Source organism: Microbacterium sp. ProA8 (assembly GCF_039905635.1).
Lineage (GTDB): Bacteria > Actinomycetota > Actinomycetes > Actinomycetales > Microbacteriaceae > Microbacterium > Microbacterium chionoecetis.
In genome coordinates, this window is record NZ_CP157000.1 from 3,091,172 (window position 1) to 3,113,085 (window position 21,914).

A 21,914-nucleotide genomic window follows, 5' to 3' on the forward strand; every position below is an offset into this window, starting at 1 on the left:
CGATGAGACGCCTGTGGCCGCTGACCGTCCGGGGAACCGGAGCGCTGGTCCTTGCGCTCACATGCTTCATCGTTGCGAACGAGGCCGGGATCGTCGAGCTGATGTACTTCGGCATCCTGATGCTCGCCGTCGTCGCGGCGAGCATCGCGTCGCTGTACGTCGGCAGTCGCACCGACGCCGTGACGCGATCCCTCACGCCCGAGGTCGCCTCCGTCGGGCGCGACGCACGGGTGTCGGTGCGCGTCGAGGTGCGCACCGCGCTCCCTACGGCGCCCGGCACCTGGCGCGACACCCTGCCGAAGGGCCTCCGCGGCAAGGCGGAGGGCGCCTTCCCAGCGCTCGGGTCAGGCCTGCGCGGAGGTGAGCGCGGGGGCGTCCGCAGCATCGACCTCGCCTACACCTTCACCGGCGCGCGGCGCGGCGTGCACTCGATCGGCCCGCTCACCGTGCGAACCTCCGACCCGTTCGGGCTCGCGCGGCGCACCGTCGTCTTCAGCCAGCGCACGCCGGTCACCGTCGCGCCGGCGGTCGTCGACCTGCCGCCGCTCGTCGACTACGCCGGCGCCACCGGCGGCATGCTGCACACCACGACGGATCAGCCCGGCCAGGGCGCCGACAACCTGGTCGCCCGGCCGTACGCCTCCGGCGACTCGATGCGCCGCATCCACTGGCGCGCGACGGCGCACCGCGACGAGCTCATGGTGCGGCAGGAGGAGCAGGAGTCCACGCCCGAGGCGACCGTCGTGCTCGACCGGGCGGCGCTGCGCTGGTCGCCCGAGGCCCTGCGCGCCCCGGGGGCCGACGCCGGCTTCGAATCCGGGGTCTCGGCATGCGTGTCCGCGGTCGCCCGGCTCGTGCACGACGGCTACGCCGTGGAAGTGCTCGACTCGGAGGGCACGGTGCTCGTCGACCGCATCGACGGCGGTGACATGACCGAGGTGGATGCGATGCTCGTCCACTTCGCGACCATCACGGCGCACCGCGATGACGCGCTCCCCCGACTGCCGCGTCTGTTCGCCGGCCTCTCGACGGGACCCATCGTGTTGATCGTCGGCCGGCTCGATCCGGCCGACGCCGTGACGCTGGGATCCGTCGCCCACCACAGCACCCTGCCCCTTCTCCTGACGGCGTCGCCCATGGGCGACGCGCTCGACATCGCGGCCGACCACGGCTGGCATGTCGCCACCTTCGGTCCCGATCGCGACCTGGGCGTCGCGTGGGCGAATGCGATCGGCCGCGGGGTGCATCATGTCTTCGGCTGAGGCGGCCCGCGTCGCGCGCGGACGCGGCGGCGAGCGCCTGCTGACGATCTCGATCCTCGCGGCGCTCCTGGCGGCGCTGCTGCCGGTGGTGCGCGTCATCGAGCCGGGATGGTGGCTCATCGGAGCGCTGCTGCTGGCGGCGATGGTGCTCGCTGCGGGTTACACCGCCCGTCGGTATCGCCTTCCGGCCGTCGCCGTGACCCTGATCGAGGCAGCGGTGTGGGTCGTGTTCATGACCTTGGTGTTCCTGCGCGACACCGCGCTGCTCTGGATCATCCCCACGACCGACACCTTCCGAGTGGCCCCTCAGCTGGTCGAGGCGGCGATGGTCGAGATCACCGTCGGCGCGGCCCCGCTCGAGCCGACCCTGTCGCTGGGGTTCGTCGTGGTCGGGGCGATGGGCCTGCTCACGATCATCGTCGACCATGTCGCGGTGACCGCACGGATGCCGCTGCTCGCCTCTGTCGGCATCGTCGCGGTGTCGCTCATCCCGGCGATCGCGGCACCGAGCGACGTCGACGTCATCGGATTCGTGTTCCTCGCGGTGACGATCCTCTTCCTCATCCGATCCGAGACGCGCTCGCGGGAGAAGCCGCTCGAGCGCGAGGCCGAGCGGACAGCAGGAGTCCCTGCGACGGCCCTCGGCATCGGCGCGATCGCGATCGTCGTCGCCGTGGTCGCGACACCGGTGCTGCCCCAGCCGGGTGCGCGGGCGGGAACCGGAATGGGACCGGGACCTGGGATCGACGCGACGCTGCAACTCGGCGACGATCTGCGCCGCCCGCAGGAGGCGGAGGTTCTCCGGCTGCGGACCGACGCGCCGTCGGTGCCCTATCTGCGCGCGACGACGCTGTCGCGATTCGAGGGCGGGGTATGGGAGCCTGACCGTGCCCAGACCATCTCGCTCGGCTCCGAGCGGGCCTTCGGCGCGGTGGATGCCGATGCCGACGTCCGCCTCGGCGACTACACGGCGAAGATCGACGTGGTCAACCTCGACTCGCCATGGGCGCCGGTGCCCTACCCGGCCGTCGGTGTCGACGGCCTCAGCGCGGGCCTGTGGGGGGCGGTCCCGTACAACCACACGGTGGCTTCCACGAACAGTTCGACCCAGGGGCAGGCCTACGAGGTCGCCTATGCGCCAGCGCGGCCTTCGCTCGAGCAGGTGCGAAACACCACCTCGGTGGGGTCGCAGGTGCGCGATGAGACCACGGAGCTGCCCTCCGACATCTCTCCGATCATCGGGGAGCTCGCGCAGCAGATGACCGCCGAGGCGACCACCGACTACGACCGGCTGACGGCGCTGCAGCGCTGGTTCCGCGGCGGCGACTTCAAGTACTCGTTGGAGGCCCCCGTCGAGGAAGGCTTCGACGGCAGCGGTGCTGAGGCCGTCGCCCGGTTCCTGGAGGTGCGCGAAGGCTACTGCGTCCACTTCGCGTCGGCGTTCGCGCTTATGGCCCGCACCCTGAACATGCCCTCGCGCATCGTCGTCGGCTACCTGCCGGGGACGCCCACCACCGAGAGCATCGACGGCCAGCCGGTGTTCTCCGTGTACAGCTCGCAGCTGCACGCCTGGCCCGAGGTGTACTTCGACGGCATCGGCTGGATCCCGTTCGAGCCGACGTCGGGCCTCGGGGTGCCGACGACGTTCTCGTCCGAGGCGGCGCTGCCGGGCCAGTCCACGAATCCGGATGCCGTGACCCCGCAGTCCAGCGCCACACCCACGGCGCCGGGCGACCAGGCCCAGATCGACCTCGAGGAGGAGCGTCAGAACGCGAGCGGCGGAGGTGCGGCAGCCGGCCTCGACCCGCTCCCGATCCTCGGCGTCGTGGCGGCGCTGGTGGTGCTCCTCGCACTCCCCTTCCTCATCCGCGAACTGCGCCGGCGTCAGCAGGAAGCCGCGGCCCGCAGCGGCGATGCGGCCGCGGCGTGGCAGTCCGTCCAGGAGGCGGCCATCGACGTCGGCATCGCGGTGCCGGCCAGCGAGACGCCTCGCGCGTTCGCACGCCGCCTGGTCGAGGAGCACGGAGCTCCGGCATCCGAGATGAACACGGTCGTCCTGGCGATCGAGCGTGCCAGCTACTCGCGTGCCGGCACGCGCTCGCAGTGGATGGGAGATGCCGCCGCCGCCGCGGCAGGCTCCGTGCGAGCGGCGCTGCTGGCGTCGGTGCCACCGTCGCGCCGCATCCTCGCCCTGCTCGCGCCGCGATCGCTCATCATCCGTCCGGGCAGCGTCTACGCGGGAAGCGCCCCGGTTCGGGCAGGGTAGCCGCGCAGGGTAGGATGGTCGGCGGCCCTCCGGGGCCGCCTGGAGGATTCGCCTAGTGGCCTATGGCGCACGCTTGGAAAGCGTGTTGGGTGCAAGCCCTCGGGGGTTCGAATCCCCCATCCTCCGCCATCTGCAATCCGTGTGCCCTCACGGCATCGCGACCCGTCCCGGCCTCTTGCCCCACGCAGGTCTGCGGACGGAGGCCAACCTGTCGCGGTCGGCTCTCAGTCGCTTCGACGCGCACCGCCGACCAGAATCGCGTCCACCTCGTCGAGCGCCGCCTGCAGCGTCGGCAACTCGACCGCTTCCGGGCGGCCCTTCACGCAGAGCAGGTAGACCACCGAATCCTTGCACTCGAGATAGGCGAGAACCCGCCCCGGGTCGTCGGGGTCAGCCTCGGGATCGCAGGCGATCCATCCTCCCTCTCCCACCCAGACCAGTTCCGGTCGGCGTCGCCGGGGTGATAGCGATGCAGTCCGTCCCGCGGGGGCGTTGGTGTGCATGAGCGTTCCTCCCAGTACTGACGACGTCGCGAGGGAATGCCGCCACCATCGGGGATGGGAAGCACCGCTGACGAGGGGGTTGACGAAACGCCGAACGAGCGGAATCGTCGTCCGGGGACGAGGCGACGCTGCTCAGGCCCCACCGTCATAGGCGGAGGCTCCGCCCGGGGACGTGGCGTGCGCGGCAGTGGTTGTGATCTGCGCGGTGGCGTGACTCGCGCGGGTGCCTCGTCGGACACGCTCGGCTGTGTATGACCCGTGCATATCGTCGTGCCCGGGGGTACGAGTGCTGCGCAGGCGTAGCGTCGACCCCAGCCGGGCCTCGCAACTCCAGGAGCGTTCGCTCACAGCTCGGGATCTCATTGCGAGGGCCGCGATGCTCATCAACAAGGTCCGCTTCGACGGACAGACCTTCCTTCTCGCGCCGGATCAAGACGTGGACGCGCTGAAGACGGCGATCGTCACTGCGGTGCGCGAAGGCTCGGATTTCGTAGACTTCGCAACCGTGGGACACGGCACCATCTCGCTGCTGGTGACGTCTTCGCTGCCCGTGCGATTCCAGGTCATCGAACGCACCGAGGAGCAACTCCAGCTTCTCGAGGCAGAGCCGCCGCCCTTCGACGAAGACGCCTGGATCGAACACGGTTTCTGATTCGCGCTGAACTCGACACCGGGCGACGCGCCAGACAGCGGGCTCGAGCCCGCGCCGTTCCCCCACCCCTCGATTCGCTCCCCGGACGCAATCGGTCGAAGGCCGAGCGTGTGTTCGATCGGCAAGCGTCTACGATTCTGCTGGGCGCCTCTTTGCGCGCGACGGCGAGTCGGAACTGGAGCACACATGGCGGTCCTCGGTACGCGCGACGCGCTGCGGCGGAACAATGTGACGGTTTCCGGCGCCGCCGGCGGCCGCGCCATGATCTTCGCGCACGGGTTCGGGTGCAGCCAGGCGACGTGGGATCTCGTCGCTCCGCACTTCGAGACCGACCACAAGGTGATCCTGTTCGACCACGTCGGTGCAGGAGGTTCGGACACGTCGGCGTACGACCCGGGCAAGTACGACTCGCTGCACGGCTACGCCGAGGACCTGCTCCAGATCCTCGACGCGCTGGACGTCACGGATGTGGTGTTCGTCGGTCACTCCGTCAGCGCGATGATCGGGATCCTTGCCGCCAACCGCGACCCCTCGCGCTTCGGCGCACTGGTGCTCGTCGGTCCGTCGCCCCGGTACGTCAACGACGGCTCGTATCGTGGCGGGTTCGAGCCGGACGACATCACGTCGCTGCTCGACTCCCTCGACAGCAATTACCTGGGATGGTCCCGCGCGATGGCTCCCGTGATCATGGGGAACCCGCAGCGGCCAGAGCTGGGCGATCAGCTCACCGCGAGCTTCTGCGCCATCGATCCGGAGATCGCGAGGCATTTCGCCCACGTGACCTTCCTCTCCGACAATCGCGCCGACCTTCCGCTGGTGACCGTGCCGACACTGGTGCTGCAGTGCAGCGCAGACGCCATCGCTCCGGTCGAGGTCGGGCGATACATGCACGCGGCGATCGAGGGCAGCACGCTGTCGGTGCTCGAGGCGACCGGGCATGTGCCGATCCTGTCCGCACCCGATGAGGTGGTCGCTCAGATCCGCGGGTATCTCGGGTGACGCCGACGAATGACCCCGGGTGGTTCCACCACGCCCCCTGCGGCCTGATCGCCACCTCGCTCGAGGGCGTCATCCTCGAGGCGAACGACACGATGCTCGACTGGACAGGCTTCAGCTCGGAACAGCTCCAGGGCCGATCGTTCGCGTCGCTCCTGGATCCCGGTAGTCAGCTCTTCTACGAGACCAGGCACGCGCAGGCCCTGCCCTTGCAAGGCCGGCTGAACGAGGTCGCGCTGACGATGATCGGTGCGGACGGCACCCCGCTGCACGTTCTGATCAATTCGACACGCGACAGCGCGGCGGGGCTGATCCGCATCGCGGTGTTCAATGCGTCCGGGCGCATCGAGTACGAGCGGGACCTCCTGCACGCTCGGCGGGCGGCGGAGTCGTCGGAGGCACGGGTCCGGGTCCTCCAGGAGGTGTCGCGCACCTTCGGCGTCAGCGCGAGCGACGAGGACGTCGCGCATTCCTTCGCCGAGGTCGCCCGAACGGCGTTCGCCGCGCGCGACGCGGGAGTGCTGCTGCTCGACGACGACGGCGAATTGGCTCTGGTCGGAGGCACCAATCCGCTGGCCGGGCTCGTTTCGCCGATCGTCAGCCTTCGCAACAGTCCGGACGTGGTCGTCGTCGACGAAGAGACCGCGACCCGAGAATTCCCGCAGCTCGCCACGGCATTGCGCGCGACCCGGCTGGCGGCGGTCAGCGTGATGCCGCTGCTGGACGACCACCGGCGGCTGGGGATCCTGGTCTGCTTCTTCGGGCGCGCCCGGCGGTTCGACGACCAGTTCTTCGATCTGCAGAAGGCACTGGGGCGCCAAGCGTCGCAGACGCTGGTGCGCGTGAGACTGCAGCGCCAATTGGCGTTCCTGGCGCTGCACGACCAGCTCACCGGCGTCGCCAACCGACAGCTTCTCGAGCAGAGCCTCGCGGAGGCCCTGGAAGCGGCATCCGCGCGCGATGAGCCACTTGCCGTGCTGTTCCTCGATGTCGACGATTTCAAGTCGATCAACGACCGGTTCGGCCACGCCGTCGGCGACATGGTGCTCGTGGAATTGGCTCTCAGGCTGAGCGCCGGAGTGCGCTCCGAGGATGTGGTGGGCCGGATCGGCGGGGATGAATTCGTCGCCATCTGCGCGAACGCCGACGAGGCCGCTGCGACGAGCATCGCCGAGCGCATCCTGCGTCTCACCAACGAGCCCATCACGATCGCTGCGGGGCAGATCTCGGCGTCCGTGAGCGTCGGCGTCTCGATGTTCCAGCCCGGGGTGCACCCACGCCCCGCCCCCGAGCAGCTGCTCGTACGCGCCGACCGTGCGATGTACGAGTCGAAGGGCGCCGGCAAGAACCGCTTCAGTTTCGAGACGCCGCTCCGACTGCTCCCCACCGACGGCACGGCGTGAGGGACCGCTGAGCCCGCGCTTTCGGGATCATCCCGGCCGAACGGCAGAGGAGTCGCGGCGGAGCCGCCGCCCCCGGAGGATTTTGACGGGGTGAGTGGAGGCGGTCAGTCGTCGCCTTGTTCGTCGTCGTCCTGCTTCTGCTGCTCCTCGAGGCGCTTCTGCTCATCCTCGGCCTGTTTGCGCTGTTCCTCCTCCAGCTTCTTCTGCGCTTCCTCGGCCTCCTTCCGAGCTTCTTCGGCCGCTTTGCGCTCCTCCTTCGTCATGCCCGGGTCATCGACGACGGTGTCGTTGCCGGTGTCCTCTGCCGGCGGCGGAGAGTCAGACGGGTCGGTGACAGCGGGCACGGGCGCAGGCGTATCCTGCGGCCCGCCCGGCGCGATCGCACCGATGACCACCGCGATCACGAGCGCGACGGCGGCGAGCGCGCCCCCGATCATGGCGAGCAGACGCCCCCGCCGACCTCCGCGCACGGGCGTCCCGCTTTGCGCAGAGGCGACCGGCGCAGACGGTCCCCCAGCGGCAGCCGCCGCACCCGCCGCGGGCGCGACCAACGTGGCAGCGGTGAGGGGGACAGTGGCCGTCGTGCCTGGCGCAGACATGTCGACCGCGCCGGCCGGATCGGTGAGCGTGCCTGCTGCGGCCGCCACCTCGGCCGCGGTCGGCCGGTTCTGCGGCTCGGCATCCAACATGCGCGTCAGGAGGTCACGCCAGCGGAGATCCAGCGCCGCGGGAATCGCCGGCGGGTTCTCCACGCGCGCCACCGCAGCGGCCATCCCACCTCCGTGAGGATGGGCTCGCTCTCCGGTCAGCGCTTCCAAGAGCACGAGGCCGAGTGAGTAGATGTCCGACGCCGGAGCGGGCTCTCCGCCACGGATCTGCTCGGGCGCGAGATAGGCGACGGTCCCGACGACCAATCCGGGCGACGTCAGTCGCGACGCGTCGAGCAGATAGGCGATGCCGAAATCGGCCAGCTTCGCACGCGGGCGGGAGCCGGGAAGCTGAGCCGGACTCAGCAGGACGTTGGAGGGCTTGATGTCGCGATGGACGACACCGGCCTGATGCACGACGTGCAGCGCCTCCGCGAGCTCGGCACCCAGGTGTGCCACCGCATCGGGCGGCAGCGGACCGCGCTCGGCAAGCCGAGAACCGAGCGTGGGCCCATCGACGAACTCCATCACCAGATACTCCGGCTGACCGGGGGTCAGTCGAGCGTCGAACAGCGTCACCAGAGACGGATGATTGAGGGAGGCGAGCACGGTCATCTCACTGCGAGCCCGCTCCGACGAGGCTCCGTCCACACCGGGGCGGATGAGCTTGATCGCTACGGTCCGGCCGAGGGCGACATCCTCCGCGCGATAGACCCGCGCCATGCCGCCTTCGCCGACGCACTCGCCCAGCCGATACCGGCCGTCCAGCAGCGCGGCCGGCTCATCGCTGTCGGCAGCTGTCATCGTTCCTCCCACCGCCCACGCGGAACGCGGGCATCAGCGAAACTAGTCGATCACCCGTCGCCGCGCGTACCCGTGACGCCCATCCTCCTGCTGTCGGCATGCGAGAACCCCGGCACGGGCGTTCGCTCGTGCCGGGGTTCTCGTGTGAATCAGGCGCGTTTGCCCAACCCTGCCGTCTTACAGGCCGAGGCCCGTCAGCAGGCGGTTCAGCAGTGCGCTGATCCCCGTCAGCGGACCGTCGCGATCGAGGAGACCAGCGACGGCACACAGCAGGTTGCCGAGCAGGTTGCCCGCACCGGGGACCGCTGTGATGTCGAGATGGATCTCGTCGAGGTCGATCACAAGGCCGAGCAGGTCAAGGTGCAGCGGTCCCAGATCGAGGTCCAGAATCGTGCAGGCGTCTCCCACCTGCAGGCTGTCGATCACTGCGGTGAACGGTTCCGCCGTGATCGTCTCACCGTTGAGCACACCGTCGATCACACCGGTGAGCTGGAGTTCGCCGTCGACGACCTCAGCAGTCAGGTCGCTGATCTCACCGACGAAACCGGCTCCGGTGACGTCCAGAGCGGTGGGTGCGACGGCCTTCTGCGCAACCGAGTGGCTCGCGACCGGCGGCGCTGCACTGGCGGCTGCCGCAGGCAGCACTCCGAGGGCGGCAGAAAGGGCGAGGGCGATTCCGGCGCCAGCAACTTTGCTTCTGCGCAACATGGTTTGCACTTCCTTTCGTAGGCGGCCCCGCCTCCCCCATCGGGCTACGAGACCATCGGAGTAGCCACGCTAGGCGACCCACCCGGTGAGGTGAGGGGGCTACCGATCATGAGAAGCGGCGGGTACTATCCCCGCATCGACGTCCGTCTGGGCTCACCGAACGCCGCGGAGGCCCGGTGTGCGAGACGCTCCGCGGCGCGGTGCAGAACCGGGGCCGACGAGAGAGATGCTCCCTGCGCGTGACCTGTCACGCAGCGCCGCGCGCAGGCACGATCTCGGTGAGCAGCGCCTCCACTCGGCTGCGGATCTCATCGCGGATCGGACGCACCGCCTCGATGCCCTGCCCCGCCGGGTCGTCCAGTTCCCAGTCCTCGTAGCGCTTGCCGGGGAAGATCGGGCAGGCGTCGCCGCAGCCCATCGTGATCACGACATCGGACTCCCTGACGGCGTCGACGGTGAGCACCTTGGGGGTGCTGCCGGCGATGTCGATGCCCTCTTCCGCCATCGCCTCGACGGCAACCGGGTTGATGGCATCCTTGGGCGCGGATCCCGCGGACAGCACCTCGACATCGTCGCCGCCGAGGGCGCGGAGGTACCCGGCGGCCATCTGCGAGCGGCCGGCGTTGTGCACGCAGACGAACAGGACGGTGGGCTTATCGGTCACGGTGGCCTCGCTTTCTCTCTCGGAAAGCATAGACCACCATCTATCTATACCGCGAGACCGGCCGATGAACTCTCGGCGACGAGCTCGTCGAGCAGGGCACGCACTCGGCGGTCGATGTCGTCCCTGATCTCTCGAATCCGGTCAGGCGACTTTCCGACGGGATCGTCCAGCTCCCAGTCGACGTAGCGTCGGCCCGGGTAGATCGGGCACGCATCGCCGCAGCCCATCGTGACGACGACGTCGGCCGCTCGCACGGCTTCGTCGGTCAAGGGCTTCGGGAACTCGTCCCCGAGCGGGACGCCGATCTCATCGAGCACCCTCACGATGGCGTTGCGCACGTCGCCTGCCGGCTCGGATCCGGCCGTCGTCACCAGCACTCGATCGCCGGCCAGCTGGCGGAGGATCCCGGCCGCGATCTGCGATCGACCCGCGTTCTGCACGCAGACGAACAGGACGGAGGGAACGGCGCCCGGCGTCCCCTGAGATCGCTTCAGAGCGTCGAGTCGCGCCGCGGCGAACGCGGCCGTCCGACTCGCCAGCATCGGCGACTGCGACCGGCTGGCCAGCAGCTCATAGCTCTCCGCAACCTTGGCGTGAACGGTCTCCGGGCCGAAGACGCCGCGATATCTGAGGGCGAGATCCGCCGCGATCCGCTCCAGGTCGGGGTCCGTCGCCGGCCGCACCGCATCGCCGAGCAGGGCGTCGACACGCCCCGCGTAGTCGGGGGCGATCGAGTACCAGACGCGGCGCCCGTCGGGCTCACGGACGACGATCCCCTCGTCGCGCAGTGACTTCATATGGTGGCTGATCGTCGGCTGCCGAAGCTCCAGCGCCTCCGCGAGACGACTCACGAGGGCTTTCCCCTCCTCCGAATCGCGGATCAGCCGGAGGATGCGGGCACGCGTCGGGTCCCCCAGCGACGTGAGGCTCCCCATCTGATCCATAGACAGCAGTCTATCCAGCCGTGTGGCCGGGCAGGTCCGCCCAGACCAGGCAGGTCCCTGAGCGTCGGTCAGGGGCGGCTGTTCCGGCGGCCGGCCGCCCGCCGCACGAAGCCGAAGATCAGGGTGCCGACGAAGAGGATGACGCCGATGATCCCGAGCCAGAGCAGTCCTTCAAGAGCGAACCCCACGACCGCGAGGATCGCCCAGACCACGAGGAGGATCACGATCACCGTCAGCATGACCTCAGGGTACTCCTGCCTCCCTCGCACGTGTCTGCGCGGTGATCGCCCAGCGCCCTCGATGCGCTCACGGACGGAGGGAGCTGATCACTTCATCGATCGCGATCGAGAAAGACGCGGATGCGGTCATCCCCGACGCCCACGGGAATCCACAGCCTCCCCCGATGTGCGATAGCCCCGCAGGAGTACACGACCCGCGGCACGTACCCGTCCCGCATCCTGCGCGCCGGCTGCAGGAGTGGCTCTCGCAGCCGCCCCACCACGCGAGACGGGTCATCGAGATCGAGCAGGATGGCGCCGAGCGAATAGGTGCGCAACGGCCCGACGCCGTGCGTGAGGACCAGCCATCCACTCTCGGTCTCGATCGGCGCGCCGCAGTTTCCGAGCTGAACGAGCTCCCACAGCTCGGTCGGGCGATGGACGATGCCCGCATCGTCCCAGATGACACCGTCGACCGACGTCGCGAGAGAGATGTTCTCGCCGTCGGTGCGGCTGAGAGCGAGGTGGAGACCACCGACGAGCCGGGGAAAGAGCGCCATCCCCTTGTTGTGGGCTCCGCTGCCGGTCAGGCGGTGGATGGTGAACTCACGGAGATCCGGCGATGTGATCAGGCGAGGCGCGATGTCGCGTCCGTCGTACGCGGTGTAGGTCGCGCGATAGCCGGTGACCCCGTCGGCACCGGTGAAGCGAACGAATCGCGCATCCTCCATGCCGTGGTTCTCCTCGGCATCGACGGGCAGGAGCATCCGTCCGCTCAGCGGCGCGGCGGGCGAGAACTCAGCCCGGTATGCGGACGCCGCCATGTCGCGCATCGCCTGCGTCGGCCAACGACTGTCGGGACGGGTCGAGAGCTGGTCCGGAAGCTCGAGGAGGGCGTACTCCAGCTCGGCCACGGAGAACCTTTCGGGAAGATTGCTCAGCACAGCACTGGCCAGGTCGGTGAGATGGCCTTCATGCTCGAGCGCGCGACCGAAGTGCTCTCGCGACCACTCGGCGCCCTGCACCAGGGGAAGCGTCAGGGGCGTCGAGCGCTGCTCGAACGTCCAGCCTTCATCGGCGTCGATCACCGCTTCGGCGAATCCGATGGACGAGACGTGCCCTTCTCCGATGCAGCGCAAGGCGATGGCCACGCGCAGTTCGTTCGGACCGAGCCCGTCCTGCGAGGGATGCTCGACGGCGCTGGGGTTGCAGAGGGCCGCCCCTTCGACGGCATACTCCGCCGTGAACGCAGCCCCCAGCACCGCTCCCTGAGCATCCGTGAGAGGGGCGTGGCCCACGATGCGGCTGGCGACGGCGCGAGCATTCGCAGCCAGGAGGTCTGCGACACCCGTGTGCCTGGCCGAGAGCTCCCGGACGACGTGCGCCGCCATCTGCTCCGTCAGGGCAGCCGGCACCGCGAGCACTCGCGCGATGATCTGCGCGACGCGCGAATGCGACGAGCGCAGTCCCTCTCCAGGGAGGAAGAACCTGGCCACGACCCGGGCCGGATCGTGATCGAGGCCCGCAGGATGCTCGCGGATCGTCACGGCGCCACCCGTTCCAGCACCCCGAGACGGGCCGCCTGCTGGTACGTCCCGAGGGCTGCGATCGTGGATTCCGCCCCTCGGTTCGCGTTGCGCCCGCCTGCTTCCAGTCCGTCGAAGCCCGCTCCCGACTCCAGTTCGATCATGGGCGTGAGGGCGTCGTTGTCGCCCGTGAACCACGCCCACGCCGCTGCGACGCCGTCGCGCCACGAAGGCTCCGCGGTGAGGTCGAAGGCCCGGGCGCACGCATCCGCGATCGCGGCCACCTCGATGGGCTGCTGATCGAACTGAACCGACCGCTGCGCGGGTCCGCGGCCGCCGACACCCGTCACAGACAGGTGGCCGTCACGTGTCTCGACATGAAGCAGGAACCGCAGCATCGCGAGGCCGCGAGCCACGACCCGAGGGTCGTCCATCGCCGTACCCCCGGCGAGGAGGGCTTCGGGGAGCGCGCCATTGCCGTAACGGAGGCGCGGCTCGGGCCAGGGCCAGCGGGGGTCGGGTGGGACGGCGATCGAAGCGACGCCGTCCAGCAGCAATGCGCGCGCACAGAGATCGTCGGGGTCTGCGCCGAGCACGTCCACCGCTCCCAGCGTCGCGAACGCCATCGCTCGCCCGTGCGGTGATCTCGTGGACGCGGCGCGGTGGAACGCGATTCGGGCGCGGGAGCGATCCGAGGGGCTCGGGAGGTCGACGGATGCCGCACCGAGCGCGCGCACTGCGCGACCCCACCAGTCGCCGAGCGCGGCAGCGTCTGTCCACGTGCCGCCGGCATCCATGCGGTTGTGCACCCGGCCGTCGACGTCGACAGCGGCCTCGAGGAATCGGAGATACGTGCTGACGAGCCCGTCCAGTTCCGCAGGGCGCTCGGTCTCACGCAGCAGAACGACGAGAGCGCGAGCGACATCGTCGACGCAGTAGCCGTGATCCGGGCGGGGCTCATCCAGGAGCGCGTGCTCGAACAGTCCGTGACGGTCCGACATGGCCAGAAGGTGGGCGAAGACCGGAGAGCCGGGCGCGGCCCGGTTGCTGTCCCGACCGATCATGCCGCGATCGCCACCATGCGGTCGGCCAGTGCGCGGTACTGCTCGGCGACCGCGGGCCACGAGGCATCCTGCGTGTCGCGCAGTGCCGCGTCGTGCATCTGCTGGGCCGTGGCGTCGGCCGCGAGGATCGTTCGGATGGCCTCCGACATCGACTGCGGGTCCTGATGCCGAGCGATCATGCCCGCTCCCCTGCTCAGCAGCTCGACGGCGTGCGGGAAGCCTGTCGCCACGACGGGCACTCCCGCAGCCACAGCCTCGATCAGCACGCCGGACGTCGCCTGGTCGCGTGAGTCGTATGGCAGCAGGACGACGTCGGCCAGGGCCACCTGCTCGGCGAGCTGAGCGTCGTCCAGGTAACGGTCGTCGAGTGTCACGACATCGGCCAGGTCGAGGTCGTCGATCAGCCGCTGCAGCGTTTCGCGGTAGCGCTCGCCTTCACGGGCGAGCACCTTGGGATGCGTCTGACCGGCTATGACGTACTCCACCGGGGCACCGGCATCCTGCATCTGCGCCAGGGCGCGGATGCCCCACTCGATGCCCTTGCCGGGCGAGAGGAGTCCCCACGTGAGGACGCGCTTCGGCCCGCCGTCCTTCGTCACGTGGGCCCCACGCGACACCGGCACGCCGTGCGGGATGACCCGCACCTTGGATCGCTTGACGCTGTAGGTCCGCATCAGGATCTCACTGGCGTTGTCGGTCATCACGACGACGTTCGCCGCCAACTTGCACACCGTGTCGAGGACGACCCGCTGGTGGGCGGTCGGCGCGGAGAGCACCGTGTGCAGCACGACGATCGCCGGTGTGTTCAGCGATCGGAGCAACGGGATGATCTCGTCGCCGTCCGGGCCGCCGTAGATCCCGTACTCGTGCTGGACGATCGCGGCGTCGCACTCGTCGAGCGCACGGACGGCCGCGCGCATGGTCACCCGGTTGCGTGCAACCAGCTCCACCGTGCTCGGGATCCGGCCGACCTCTGGGGCACCCCGATGGCTGCCCATCACGTCGAGCACCCGAACGATCGTGGGTGTGTCGGGCTCGCCCGCAGCGAGAGCACCGGCCAGCGCCTCGGTGAACGTGGCGAGACCGCAGCGTGTGGGCGGATAGGTGGAGAGAAAACCGAAGCGGGTCATGATGACCATCTCTGTCGGCCCGGTGTCGATCGACCCCGAGGACTCGAGACGTCTGCCGACGGCATCCCTCGTGGAACTACGCCAGCGTCGCCGCGGTTCGGTTTACGCGGCCGGTGCAGCATGGCCACGCTTTGGTTCGCACCCTACACCACGCTCATGTAGGACTTCGGGGCGAGCCGAGGACCAGGTCGTACACCGCGAGGTAGCCGTCGACCATGCGCTCTACGTCGAACCGCTCGCGGGCCCTGGCGCGCACGGCGACCCGATCGAGCGCCACCGCGCCGGCGACGCGGTCGACGGCCGCGGCGACATCGTCGACGACGAAGCCGGTGACCCCTTCGTCGATGATCTCCGGCATCGAACCACGCCGGTACGCCACGACGGGGGTCCCGCATGCCATGGCCTCCACGACCGACAGCCCGAAGGGCTCGTCGAAGTGGATGGGATGCAGCAGCACCGCGGCCGACGTGAGCACGTCTGCCCGCTCGGCCGGGCCCACCGATCCGCGGTACACGACTCTGTCTCCGTCGACGTGGGGCTCGATGCGCTCCGCGAAGTACGCGGCATCCTGCACGATCCCGCAGATCACCAGCCGGCGCCCGACGCGTGCGGCGATCTCGATCGCGTCGGCGATGCCCTTGTCGGGGTGTATGCGCCCGAAGACGACGAGGTCGTCGCCGGGCGCCGCCGAGCTGTCGAGTTCGGTCATGTCGATGCCGTGGTGGACCGTCGCGACGTAGTCGAGGGCCGGCGAGCGGTCGGCATCCGAGATCGAGACGAAGGCGGATGCCGACCCTTCGTACGCCGGCAGGATCGCCTCTCCTGAGAAGCCGTGGATCGTCGTCACCATCGGTGCCGCCCACTGCGCACCGAACACGAGCGGCAGCCAATCGAGCTGGTTGTGCACGATGTCGAACTCCGCGGACCGCTCCATCGCGCGGGCGACATGCAGCGCCTCCCAGACCCGACCATCCATCTGCGGATCCTCGGCGTAACCGTGCGGTGCCACGAAATCGAGCCGCGCCGACGTCTCGGAGTCGGCGGTCGCGAAGAGCGTGACCTCGACTCCCCGGCGCACCAGCCCCTCGGTCAAGAGGCTGGTGACGCGCTCCCACGGCCCGTAGTGGCGCGGCGGCGTGCGCCACGCGATCGGTCCGAGCATGGCGACCTTCATGGTCACAGCTCCGTGGCGGCGTGTGCGGGATTCCAGCCACCTCGGGCCTCGATCATGAGCCGAGGCTACGCCTGTGTGATGGATCAGCGAAGCGCCGCACGAGCGGTAGATCGCCCGCATCGGTGCCCGCTGAGGGGGCGACGCATCGTCGCGTCATCCATCGTCACTCGTTCTCGACCACAGTGCTGCGACGCTCGATGAGCAGCGTGTCGCGCCAGGCACCGACGTGCGGACCGGCGCCGGAACGGGCGATCCGCTCGCGTCGCCCGACGACCCGGAATCCGGTGACCTCGTGCAGCCGCAGGCTCCCGCCGTTCTCCGGGAAGATGCTCGACTGGATCGTCCAGACGCCCGACGCTTCTGCGGCCACGATGAACGCCTCCAGCAGCAGACGGCCGATCCCCTGTCCCCGCGCGCTGCGGTCGATGTACACCGAGTGCTCCACCACACCGCGGTAGGCCGGACGCGAAGAGACCGCCGAACCCGCGATCCAGCCGAGAACGAGACCGTCCGCATCAACGGCCACGAACCGCAGGTCGCGAAGCCTGCCCCCATCGAAAGCCTCCCACGTCGGCGTGGCCGTCTCGAACGTCGCCTCGCCGTCCTGGATCCCCTGTGCGTAGATCGCCTCGACGACCGGCCAATCCTCCGGCACCATCTCGCGCACACCGATCATCAACAGCATCCACCCCCGCTGCCGGTGTCGGTCGAGCAGACGCCCGTCGCCGGGAGGACGAGCTCCACGTTGGACGCGGATGCCGTGTCCCCCGCGAGCCAGGCAGTGACAGAGCGCACCTGCTCGTAGCCGGTCGCCAGCAGGAAAGTCGGCGCACGGCCGTAGGACTTCATGCCCACGATGAAGAAACCCTGCTCGGGGTGCGTCAGCTCGCGGAAGCCGTGCGGCTCGACGGTGCCGCACGAGTGGACGTTCGGATCGATCAGCGGAGCAAGTCGCCGCGGCGCCTCGACGATCTCGTCGAGATCGAGCCGGATCTCTCGAAGGATGTCGAGATTCGGGCGGAATCCCGTGGCGTTGACCACGACATCGGTCGCGTGGGTGACGACCTCGCCCCGGCGGTGCCCGACCAGCTCTACGCGATCCGCGGCGCGGGCGCCGCGGATGATCTCGAAGCCGTCGAGCACGGTGATCCGACCGTCGGCGACGGCTCGATCGACTCTGCTGCCCAGCCGGGCGCGGTCGGCGAGCTCGTCATCGGCCGAGGACGACACACGGACCGCTTGGGCGTTGCGGATCAGCCACGTGATCGTCGTGCCCGGCTCCTGCCGGCCGAGTTCGGCGAGGGCGAGAAGGGTGTTGGCGGCGGAGTGGCCGGCCCCGACGACCGTCGTGTGGCGGCCTGCGAACGTGGCGCGGTCGCGCCCGAGGACGTCGGGCAGCGCGGGCGTGACGGCATCCGCGATCTCTGACATGCCCAGCAGCTCCAGCCCGCTCGAGGAGAGGGAGTTGGGCGAGAGGTAGGTTCCGGAGGCGTCGATGACGGCGCGCGCGGGAATGTCTTCGACCTCGCCGTCCGCGGTGCGGATGCGCACGGCGAACGGCGTGGCGGCGCGCGCGCGGGTGCGCGTCCGGTCCATCCCCTCACGCGTGACGCCGATCACCTCGACGCTGAGGCGCACCCGCGTCGCGATCTCGTCGACCTCGGACAGCGGCGCGACGTACTTCTCGACCAACTCGGCGCCGCTCGGGGCGCGCTCCGGATCGGGAACCTCCCACCCGCTCCTTTCCAGCAGGCGACGGGATGCCGGATCCACGAGGTGCTTCCACGGTGAGAAGAGGCGGGTGTGACCCCACTCACGCACGCTGGCCGCGGCCTCCGCGCCCGCTTCGAAGACCACGAAGTCGATGCCGCGTTCGACGAGGTTCGCGGCAGCCGCGAGCCCGATCGGGCCGGCGCCGATGATGGCGACGGGAAGCGTCGAAAGCCGATCGGCTTCGACCACCCGGGGTGTCAGATCAAGCAGAGTCACAGCATCCTCCAACGGATATCGATGAACGTCGATACCGAGTGTGAACCCATCTATCGACATCTGTCAATATCGACTAGCCTCGATATATGACCACGATGCTCGAGGTGACCGATGTCACCGCCGCTGCCTGCTGCACGCCTCTGGTGCGCGAACCGCTGAGCGCGGCGGAGGCTGAGCAGCTGGCCACGACCATGAAAGCACTGGCCGACCCCGCACGACTGCGCCTGCTGTCCATCGTGGCAGCCTCCGAAGACTCCGAAGCCTGCGTCTGCGACCTGATCGAGCCGGTCGGCCTCAGCCAGCCCACCGTGTCGCACCACCTCAAGGTCCTCACCACCGCCGGCTTCCTGACACGCAGCAAGCGTGGCACGTGGGCGTACTTCAAGCTCGTGCCGGGCGCCCTCGACCGCATCTCGCAGCTCCTCGTCGCCTCGTGAGCGGCACCGCGCGCGCCGCCCTGGGCGAGTTCCTCGGCAGCGCGGGGCTCGCCGCCGTCGTCGTCGGGTCGGGCATCGCCGCGCAGCGGCTCTCGCCGGGCGATGTCGGCCTGCAGCTCTTCGAGAACGCGTTCGCAACGGCACTGGGACTCACCGTGCTGATCCTGGTGTTCGCGTCCGTCTCCGGCGCCCACTTCAATCCGGTCGTGACGGTGGTCGATATCCTCCTGCATCGCCGCAGCTGGTCGACAGTCGCCGTCTACCTGCCCAGCCAGGTGCTCGGATGCATCGCCGGTGCCGTCGTGGCGAACCTCATGTTCGCCGAGCCCGCCGTCGCCTGGAGCACGACCGACCGCTCCGGATGGCACCTCCTCCTCGCCGAGGCGGTCGCCACAGCGGGCCTGATCGTCGTGATCTTCGCTCTGGTGCGCACCGGCCGCGGCCAGCTCGCGGCACCGGCGGTCGGCGCCTACATCGGCGCCGCGTACTTCTTCACGTCATCCACGAGCTTCGCGAACCCCGCGATCACCGTCGGCCGCATGTTCAGCGACACGTTCGCGGGCATCGCCCCGGCCTCAGCGCTGCCGTTCATCGCCGCACAGCTCGTCGGCGCGGCCGTGGGATGGGGTCTCGTACGCGCGCTCTTCCCCGTCGCGGTTCCCGAGCCGGTCGTCGCGCACGGCTGAGACCGGGCGGCTCCGTCAGCCGTCGAGCCCCCGCCGCAGCGCGGCGAGACCGTACTCGAAGGCCGCGTCGACGTCGCCGCCGAGGCGGAACGCCCCGGCGAGCTCCATGTAGATGAAACCCGTGGCCCACGCCGTGACGAGGCGCGCGGCGTCGAGCGCGTGCTCATCCCCCGCGACCCCGGCGGCACTGTCCACCATGATGAGACCCGCGCGGTCGACCAGCTGCTGCGGCGCCGCCGCCGCGAAGATCAGCCGGAAGCCCTCCGGGCGTTCGTGGGCGAGCGCCCGGTAGGTGCGCGCCAGCGCTTCGAGGGACCGATCGGATGCCTCGAGCCGGCGCGTCAGGTCCTCCACGGTTGCGGCCGCGACGGCCTCGACGAGAGCCTCACGGTCGCGGACCCGCTTGTACAGCGAAGGCGCACGCACCCCCACCCTCTCCGCGACCCGCTGCATGGTGAGGCCGGCGGGACCCGACTCCTCGAGGATGTCGCGTCCCGCGGCGACGATCTCGGCGTATGACGTGCGCTCCGGCGTCGGCATGCGGCATCCTTCCGTTAGCTATTGACATTAGCCATCATAGCTACGTATCGTAGCCATGCAACCACGAATCCCCCACCCGGAAAGATGGCCATGAAGCTCGCGCCCCACCTGCACCGCATCGGCAACGACATCGTCGCCGCGTATCTCGTCGTCACGGACGATGGCGTCACCGTCGTCGACGCCGGCCTTCCCGGTCACTGGAAAGACCTGGTGCGCGAGCTCGATGGACTCGGCTTGTCGCCCGACGACGTGAAGGGCGTCGTCCTGACCCATGGCGACAGCGACCACATCGGTTTCGCGGAGCGCCTGCGCCGCGACCACGGCGTGCCCGTCTACGTGCACGAGGCAGACGCCCGGCGGGCCCGTACCGGCGACAAGCCCAAGGTCTCCACCGGCCCGATGAAGTTGGGCCCCACCCTCGGCTTCTTCGCCTACGCGCTGCGCAAGCGCGCCATGCCCACGACGTACGTGTCGGAGGTCGTCGAGGTGCACGACGGCGACGTGCTCGACCTGCCCGGATCCCCCGTGGTCATCGGGATGCCCGGCCACTCCCCCGGCAGCATCGCCGTCCACGTCCCCCTCGTCGGCGCCGTGTTCGTCGGCGACGCACTCACGACCCGCCACGTGCTCACCGGCCGCGAAGGCATGCAGCCGGCCCCGTTCACCGACGACCCGCACGAGGCATCCGCGTCCCTCGACCGCCTCGCCGGCGTGGCGGCCTCGTGGGTCCTTCCCGGCCACGGTGCGCCGTGGCAGGGCTCTCCGGCGGATGTCGCGGCCGCCGTGCGGAGCAGAGCGGCCTGAGCCGCCCCGCTCGGTACGAAGCCCAGGTCAGACCGGGCGGGCGGCGGCGAACAGGTTCGCCGGGTCGTAGGCGAGCTTGAGCTCGCGAAGGCGCGCCCACGCCGGGCCGAAGGCGGCCGAGCGGTCAGCGTCCGGCTCCTCGATGAACGTCAGCGCCAGGGCATCGATGCGCCACGGCTCGAGCGCTGCGACGCCCGCGTGCACGGCCGCCGTGGCGGCGGGAAGCGCCTCGGGGACCGGCACCATCGAGATGGCGTGCACCAGGTATTCGCCTGCCAATGACGCGATCGCCCCGCCGCCGGCCGGGCGGCGGGTGGCGGCGCCGCCGAGGTGTCGCATCTCCTGCACGAAGATGCCCGGCGTCGCCGCCGCGGCGACGAATGCCTCGACGGCCGCGTCGGGAAGGTCGCCGAGCATCGCGTGGTGGTTGGCCGACGGCGTCGGCTCGGGCGGGTCCATGTGCACGCCGATCAGCGCGGGCGCGGGGATGCGCGCGAAGGTGTCGATCTCGGGCTGCAGCGCACGCAGCGGCTCGAGCAGAGCAGATGCCGCGGCATCCGTGTCTTCGATGGCTCCATCGATCACGACCACCGAGCGCCCCGAGAGGAAGGGCGGGAGGTCGGGAAGCGGCGGCAGGTTCAGGATGCGCAGGGTCGTCGTGGCGGTCTCTGGTGCGGACTTCGTCCACTCCGCCCACGCACGGGACACCTCGGCAGCGTGCGTTGCGTCCCACAGCAGCATGCCGGCGAAGATGTCGGCGAGGGGAAGCAGGTCGATCTCCATCGCGACCACGACGCCGAAGGCGCCGGAGCCGCCGCGCAGCGCCCAGAAGAGGTCGGGGTGCTCGTCTTCGCTCGCCCGCACCAGCGTGCCGTCGGCCGTGACGACCTCGACGGCGCGCACCGCGTTGACAGCAAGACCGTGCGCGCGGGCGTAGAACGACAGACCGCCGCTGAGCATGTACCCGACGACTGACACGTCGCCGGCGCTCCCGTGCGGCGCGGTCAGCCCGTGCGGCGCGGCCGCCTCGAGCACGTCGTTCCAGAGCGAGCCGCCCAGCACGCGCGCGGTGCGCGCCGTGGCATCCACCTCGACGCCGCGGAGTCCCCGCAGCGAGACGAGCACGGTGTGGCGCAGGTCGGTGCCCGCGAGCGCGCCGGCGCCGTGACCGGTCGACTGCGGAGCGATGCGCAGCCCCGACAGTGCCACGGCGTGCACCATGTCGATGACGTCTTCGGCGGACGCCGGAAGCGCGACGGCGAACGGATGCTGCGCCACGGCGGTGTTCCAGGGCGTGCGCGCCGCGTCGAACCCGGCGTCGCCGGGAAGCAGCACTCGGTCGCCGAGCGCGGCTCGCAGCTCGGCTGCCGCCGCCCCGGCCGCAGCCCGAGGGACGTCGATCGCAAGGTCGTTGAGGGACATGGGGATGCCTTTCGGTGAGCGGATCGCGACGGAGGGTCTCGACCGGCTCCGTCGTCGGGCCCAGCGCATCGGGCG

General features: G+C 69.9%; 22 protein-coding genes and 1 tRNA gene. 9 read left to right on the forward strand and 14 right to left on the reverse strand.

Going from position 1 to position 21,914, the window contains the following annotated elements; genetic code table 11:
• Window positions 1-2: 2 nt before the first annotated feature.
• From ABG085_RS13890 to ABG085_RS13900, 3 genes are all read left to right on the forward strand, one after another.
• Window positions 3-1,262 (forward strand): DUF58 domain-containing protein, encoded by a 1,260-nt coding sequence (locus ABG085_RS13890; RefSeq protein WP_347976314.1) that lies wholly within the window; start codon window positions 3-5, stop codon window positions 1,260-1,262.
• Window positions 1,249-3,528, forward strand: coding sequence for a DUF3488 and transglutaminase-like domain-containing protein (locus ABG085_RS13895; RefSeq protein WP_347976315.1), 2,280 nt, complete (start codon window positions 1,249-1,251; stop codon window positions 3,526-3,528). Before ABG085_RS13890 ends, ABG085_RS13895 begins: the two co-directional genes overlap by 14 nt.
• 41 nt (window positions 3,529-3,569) lie before the next feature.
• Window positions 3,570-3,657: transfer RNA gene (locus tag ABG085_RS13900), tRNA-Ser, on the forward strand.
• Window positions 3,658-3,752: 95 nt separating this feature from the next.
• Here the strand turns inward: ABG085_RS13900 and ABG085_RS13905 are convergent.
• Window positions 3,753-4,031 (reverse strand): hypothetical protein, encoded by a 279-nt coding sequence (locus ABG085_RS13905; RefSeq protein ID WP_347976316.1) that lies wholly within the window; start codon window positions 4,029-4,031, stop codon window positions 3,753-3,755.
• A 376-nt stretch (window positions 4,032-4,407) separates the two neighbouring features.
• On the opposite strand from ABG085_RS13905, the gene ABG085_RS13910 reads away from it, so the two are divergent.
• The 3 genes from ABG085_RS13910 to ABG085_RS13920 all read left to right on the forward strand — a co-directional run bounded on the left by ABG085_RS13910 (window position 4,408) and on the right by ABG085_RS13920 (window position 7,082).
• Entirely contained in the window at window positions 4,408-4,683 is a 276-nt protein-coding gene (locus tag ABG085_RS13910; RefSeq protein WP_347976317.1) for a hypothetical protein, read from the forward strand.
• Between the two features lie 186 nt (window positions 4,684-4,869).
• Complete coding sequence (locus tag ABG085_RS13915) at window positions 4,870-5,682, forward strand: alpha/beta hydrolase (RefSeq protein WP_347976318.1); 813 nt, start codon at window positions 4,870-4,872, stop codon at window positions 5,680-5,682.
• Window positions 5,679-7,082 carry a diguanylate cyclase gene (locus tag ABG085_RS13920; RefSeq protein WP_347976319.1) on the forward strand — a complete coding sequence of 468 codons (1,404 nt, stop codon included), beginning with the start codon at window positions 5,679-5,681 and terminating at the stop codon, window positions 7,080-7,082. The genes ABG085_RS13915 and ABG085_RS13920 overlap by 4 nt, the downstream gene beginning before the upstream one ends.
• Window positions 7,083-7,186: 104 nt before the next feature.
• Here ABG085_RS13920 and ABG085_RS13925 read toward each other — a convergent pair whose 3' ends face one another.
• The 11 genes from ABG085_RS13925 to ABG085_RS13975 all read right to left on the reverse strand — a co-directional run bounded on the left by ABG085_RS13925 (window position 7,187) and on the right by ABG085_RS13975 (window position 17,950).
• A complete protein-coding gene (locus tag ABG085_RS13925) occupies window positions 7,187-8,533 on the reverse strand; it encodes a protein kinase (RefSeq protein WP_347976320.1) in 1,347 nt (448 codons plus the stop codon).
• 177 nt (window positions 8,534-8,710) lie between these two features.
• On the reverse strand, window positions 8,711-9,241 hold the full coding sequence (locus tag ABG085_RS13930; protein ID WP_347976321.1) for an ABC transporter substrate-binding protein: 531 nt from the start codon (window positions 9,239-9,241) through the stop codon (window positions 8,711-8,713).
• 247 nt (window positions 9,242-9,488) lie between these two features.
• Window positions 9,489-9,905 carry an arsenate reductase ArsC gene (locus ABG085_RS13935; protein ID WP_347976322.1) on the reverse strand — a complete coding sequence of 139 codons (417 nt, stop codon included), beginning with the start codon at window positions 9,903-9,905 and terminating at the stop codon, window positions 9,489-9,491.
• A 44-nt stretch (window positions 9,906-9,949) separates the two neighbouring features.
• Entirely contained in the window at window positions 9,950-10,849 is a 900-nt protein-coding gene (locus ABG085_RS13940; RefSeq protein WP_347976323.1) for a metalloregulator ArsR/SmtB family transcription factor, read from the reverse strand.
• 68 nt (window positions 10,850-10,917) lie between these two features.
• The gene (locus tag ABG085_RS13945) at window positions 10,918-11,088 is read right to left on the reverse strand and encodes a hypothetical protein (protein WP_301112894.1); all 171 of its coding nucleotides are present in this window, start codon (window positions 11,086-11,088) and stop codon (window positions 10,918-10,920) included.
• Window positions 11,089-11,180: 92 nt separating this feature from the next.
• Window positions 11,181-12,614 carry a glycosylase gene (locus ABG085_RS13950; protein ID WP_347976324.1) on the reverse strand — a complete coding sequence of 478 codons (1,434 nt, stop codon included), beginning with the start codon at window positions 12,612-12,614 and terminating at the stop codon, window positions 11,181-11,183.
• The gene (locus ABG085_RS13955; RefSeq protein ID WP_347976325.1) at window positions 12,611-13,657 is read right to left on the reverse strand and encodes a glycosyltransferase; all 1,047 of its coding nucleotides are present in this window, start codon (window positions 13,655-13,657) and stop codon (window positions 12,611-12,613) included. Before ABG085_RS13955 ends, ABG085_RS13950 begins: the two co-directional genes overlap by 4 nt.
• Entirely contained in the window at window positions 13,654-14,787 is a 1,134-nt protein-coding gene (locus ABG085_RS13960) for a glycosyltransferase (RefSeq protein WP_347976326.1), read from the reverse strand. Before ABG085_RS13960 ends, ABG085_RS13955 begins: the two co-directional genes overlap by 4 nt.
• Before the next feature lie 154 nt (window positions 14,788-14,941).
• Window positions 14,942-15,961: a glycosyltransferase family 4 protein gene (locus ABG085_RS13965; RefSeq protein WP_347976327.1), complete on the reverse strand. Its 1,020-nt coding sequence runs from the start codon at window positions 15,959-15,961 to the stop codon at window positions 14,942-14,944.
• Window positions 15,962-16,124: 163 nt separating this feature from the next.
• Complete coding sequence (locus ABG085_RS13970; RefSeq protein ID WP_347979205.1) at window positions 16,125-16,637, reverse strand: N-acetyltransferase family protein; 513 nt, start codon at window positions 16,635-16,637, stop codon at window positions 16,125-16,127.
• Entirely contained in the window at window positions 16,637-17,950 is a 1,314-nt protein-coding gene (locus ABG085_RS13975) for an NAD(P)-binding domain-containing protein (protein ID WP_347976328.1), read from the reverse strand. The genes ABG085_RS13970 and ABG085_RS13975 overlap by 1 nt, the downstream gene beginning before the upstream one ends.
• Before the next feature lie 86 nt (window positions 17,951-18,036).
• Between ABG085_RS13975 and ABG085_RS13980 the strand changes: the two genes are divergently transcribed.
• Together ABG085_RS13980 and ABG085_RS13985 are read left to right on the forward strand one after the other, a co-directional pair.
• Window positions 18,037-18,387, forward strand: coding sequence for a metalloregulator ArsR/SmtB family transcription factor (locus ABG085_RS13980; RefSeq protein WP_347976329.1), 351 nt, complete (start codon window positions 18,037-18,039; stop codon window positions 18,385-18,387).
• A complete protein-coding gene (locus ABG085_RS13985) occupies window positions 18,384-19,073 on the forward strand; it encodes an MIP/aquaporin family protein (RefSeq protein WP_347976330.1) in 690 nt (229 codons plus the stop codon). The genes ABG085_RS13980 and ABG085_RS13985 overlap by 4 nt, the downstream gene beginning before the upstream one ends.
• 15 nt (window positions 19,074-19,088) lie before the next feature.
• Here ABG085_RS13985 and ABG085_RS13990 read toward each other — a convergent pair whose 3' ends face one another.
• On the reverse strand, window positions 19,089-19,613 hold the full coding sequence (locus tag ABG085_RS13990; protein WP_347976331.1) for a TetR-like C-terminal domain-containing protein: 525 nt from the start codon (window positions 19,611-19,613) through the stop codon (window positions 19,089-19,091).
• 90 nt (window positions 19,614-19,703) lie between these two features.
• Here ABG085_RS13990 and ABG085_RS13995 point away from each other — a divergent pair, with 90 nt between their 5' ends.
• On the forward strand, window positions 19,704-20,417 hold the full coding sequence (locus tag ABG085_RS13995) for an MBL fold metallo-hydrolase (RefSeq protein ID WP_347976332.1): 714 nt from the start codon (window positions 19,704-19,706) through the stop codon (window positions 20,415-20,417).
• Window positions 20,418-20,444: 27 nt separating this feature from the next.
• Here the strand turns inward: ABG085_RS13995 and ABG085_RS14000 are convergent, their stop codons facing one another.
• Window positions 20,445-21,839, reverse strand: a complete 1,395-nt coding sequence (locus ABG085_RS14000; RefSeq protein ID WP_347976333.1) for an FAD-binding oxidoreductase — start codon at window positions 21,837-21,839, stop codon at window positions 20,445-20,447.
• Window positions 21,840-21,914 lie beyond the last annotated feature (75 nt).

What these genes read in the sequence shown, in the direction of transcription:
- ABG085_RS13945 (WP_301112894.1), bottom strand. Translation starts at nt 11,088, where the DNA reads ATGCTGACGGTGATCGTGATCCTCCTCGTGGTCTGGGCGATCCTCGCG.
- ABG085_RS13925 (WP_347976320.1), bottom strand. Translation starts at nt 8,533, where the DNA reads ATGACAGCTGCCGACAGCGATGAGCCGGCCGCGCTGCTGGACGGCCGG.
- ABG085_RS13970 (WP_347979205.1), bottom strand. Translation starts at nt 16,637, where the DNA reads ATGATCGGTGTGCGCGAGATGGTGCCGGAGGATTGGCCGGTCGTCGAG.
- ABG085_RS13990 (WP_347976331.1), bottom strand. Translation starts at nt 19,613, where the DNA reads ATGCCGACGCCGGAGCGCACGTCATACGCCGAGATCGTCGCCGCGGGA.
- ABG085_RS13980 (WP_347976329.1), top strand. Translation starts at nt 18,037, where the DNA reads ATGACCACGATGCTCGAGGTGACCGATGTCACCGCCGCTGCCTGCTGC.
- ABG085_RS13890 (WP_347976314.1), top strand. Translation starts at nt 3, where the DNA reads ATGAGACGCCTGTGGCCGCTGACCGTCCGGGGAACCGGAGCGCTGGTC.
- ABG085_RS13915 (WP_347976318.1), top strand. Translation starts at nt 4,870, where the DNA reads ATGGCGGTCCTCGGTACGCGCGACGCGCTGCGGCGGAACAATGTGACG.
- ABG085_RS13930 (WP_347976321.1), bottom strand. Translation starts at nt 9,241, where the DNA reads ATGTTGCGCAGAAGCAAAGTTGCTGGCGCCGGAATCGCCCTCGCCCTT.
- ABG085_RS13960 (WP_347976326.1), bottom strand. Translation starts at nt 14,787, where the DNA reads ATGACCCGCTTCGGTTTTCTCTCCACCTATCCGCCCACACGCTGCGGT.
- ABG085_RS13995 (WP_347976332.1), top strand. Translation starts at nt 19,704, where the DNA reads ATGAAGCTCGCGCCCCACCTGCACCGCATCGGCAACGACATCGTCGCC.
- ABG085_RS13910 (WP_347976317.1), top strand. Translation starts at nt 4,408, where the DNA reads ATGCTCATCAACAAGGTCCGCTTCGACGGACAGACCTTCCTTCTCGCG.
- ABG085_RS13905 (WP_347976316.1), bottom strand. Translation starts at nt 4,031, where the DNA reads ATGCACACCAACGCCCCCGCGGGACGGACTGCATCGCTATCACCCCGG.
- ABG085_RS14000 (WP_347976333.1), bottom strand. Translation starts at nt 21,839, where the DNA reads ATGTCCCTCAACGACCTTGCGATCGACGTCCCTCGGGCTGCGGCCGGG.
- ABG085_RS13895 (WP_347976315.1), top strand. Translation starts at nt 1,249, where the DNA reads ATGTCTTCGGCTGAGGCGGCCCGCGTCGCGCGCGGACGCGGCGGCGAG.
- ABG085_RS13940 (WP_347976323.1), bottom strand. Translation starts at nt 10,849, where the DNA reads ATGGATCAGATGGGGAGCCTCACGTCGCTGGGGGACCCGACGCGTGCC.
- ABG085_RS13955 (WP_347976325.1), bottom strand. Translation starts at nt 13,657, where the DNA reads ATGATCGGTCGGGACAGCAACCGGGCCGCGCCCGGCTCTCCGGTCTTC.
- ABG085_RS13965 (WP_347976327.1), bottom strand. Translation starts at nt 15,961, where the DNA reads ATGAAGGTCGCCATGCTCGGACCGATCGCGTGGCGCACGCCGCCGCGC.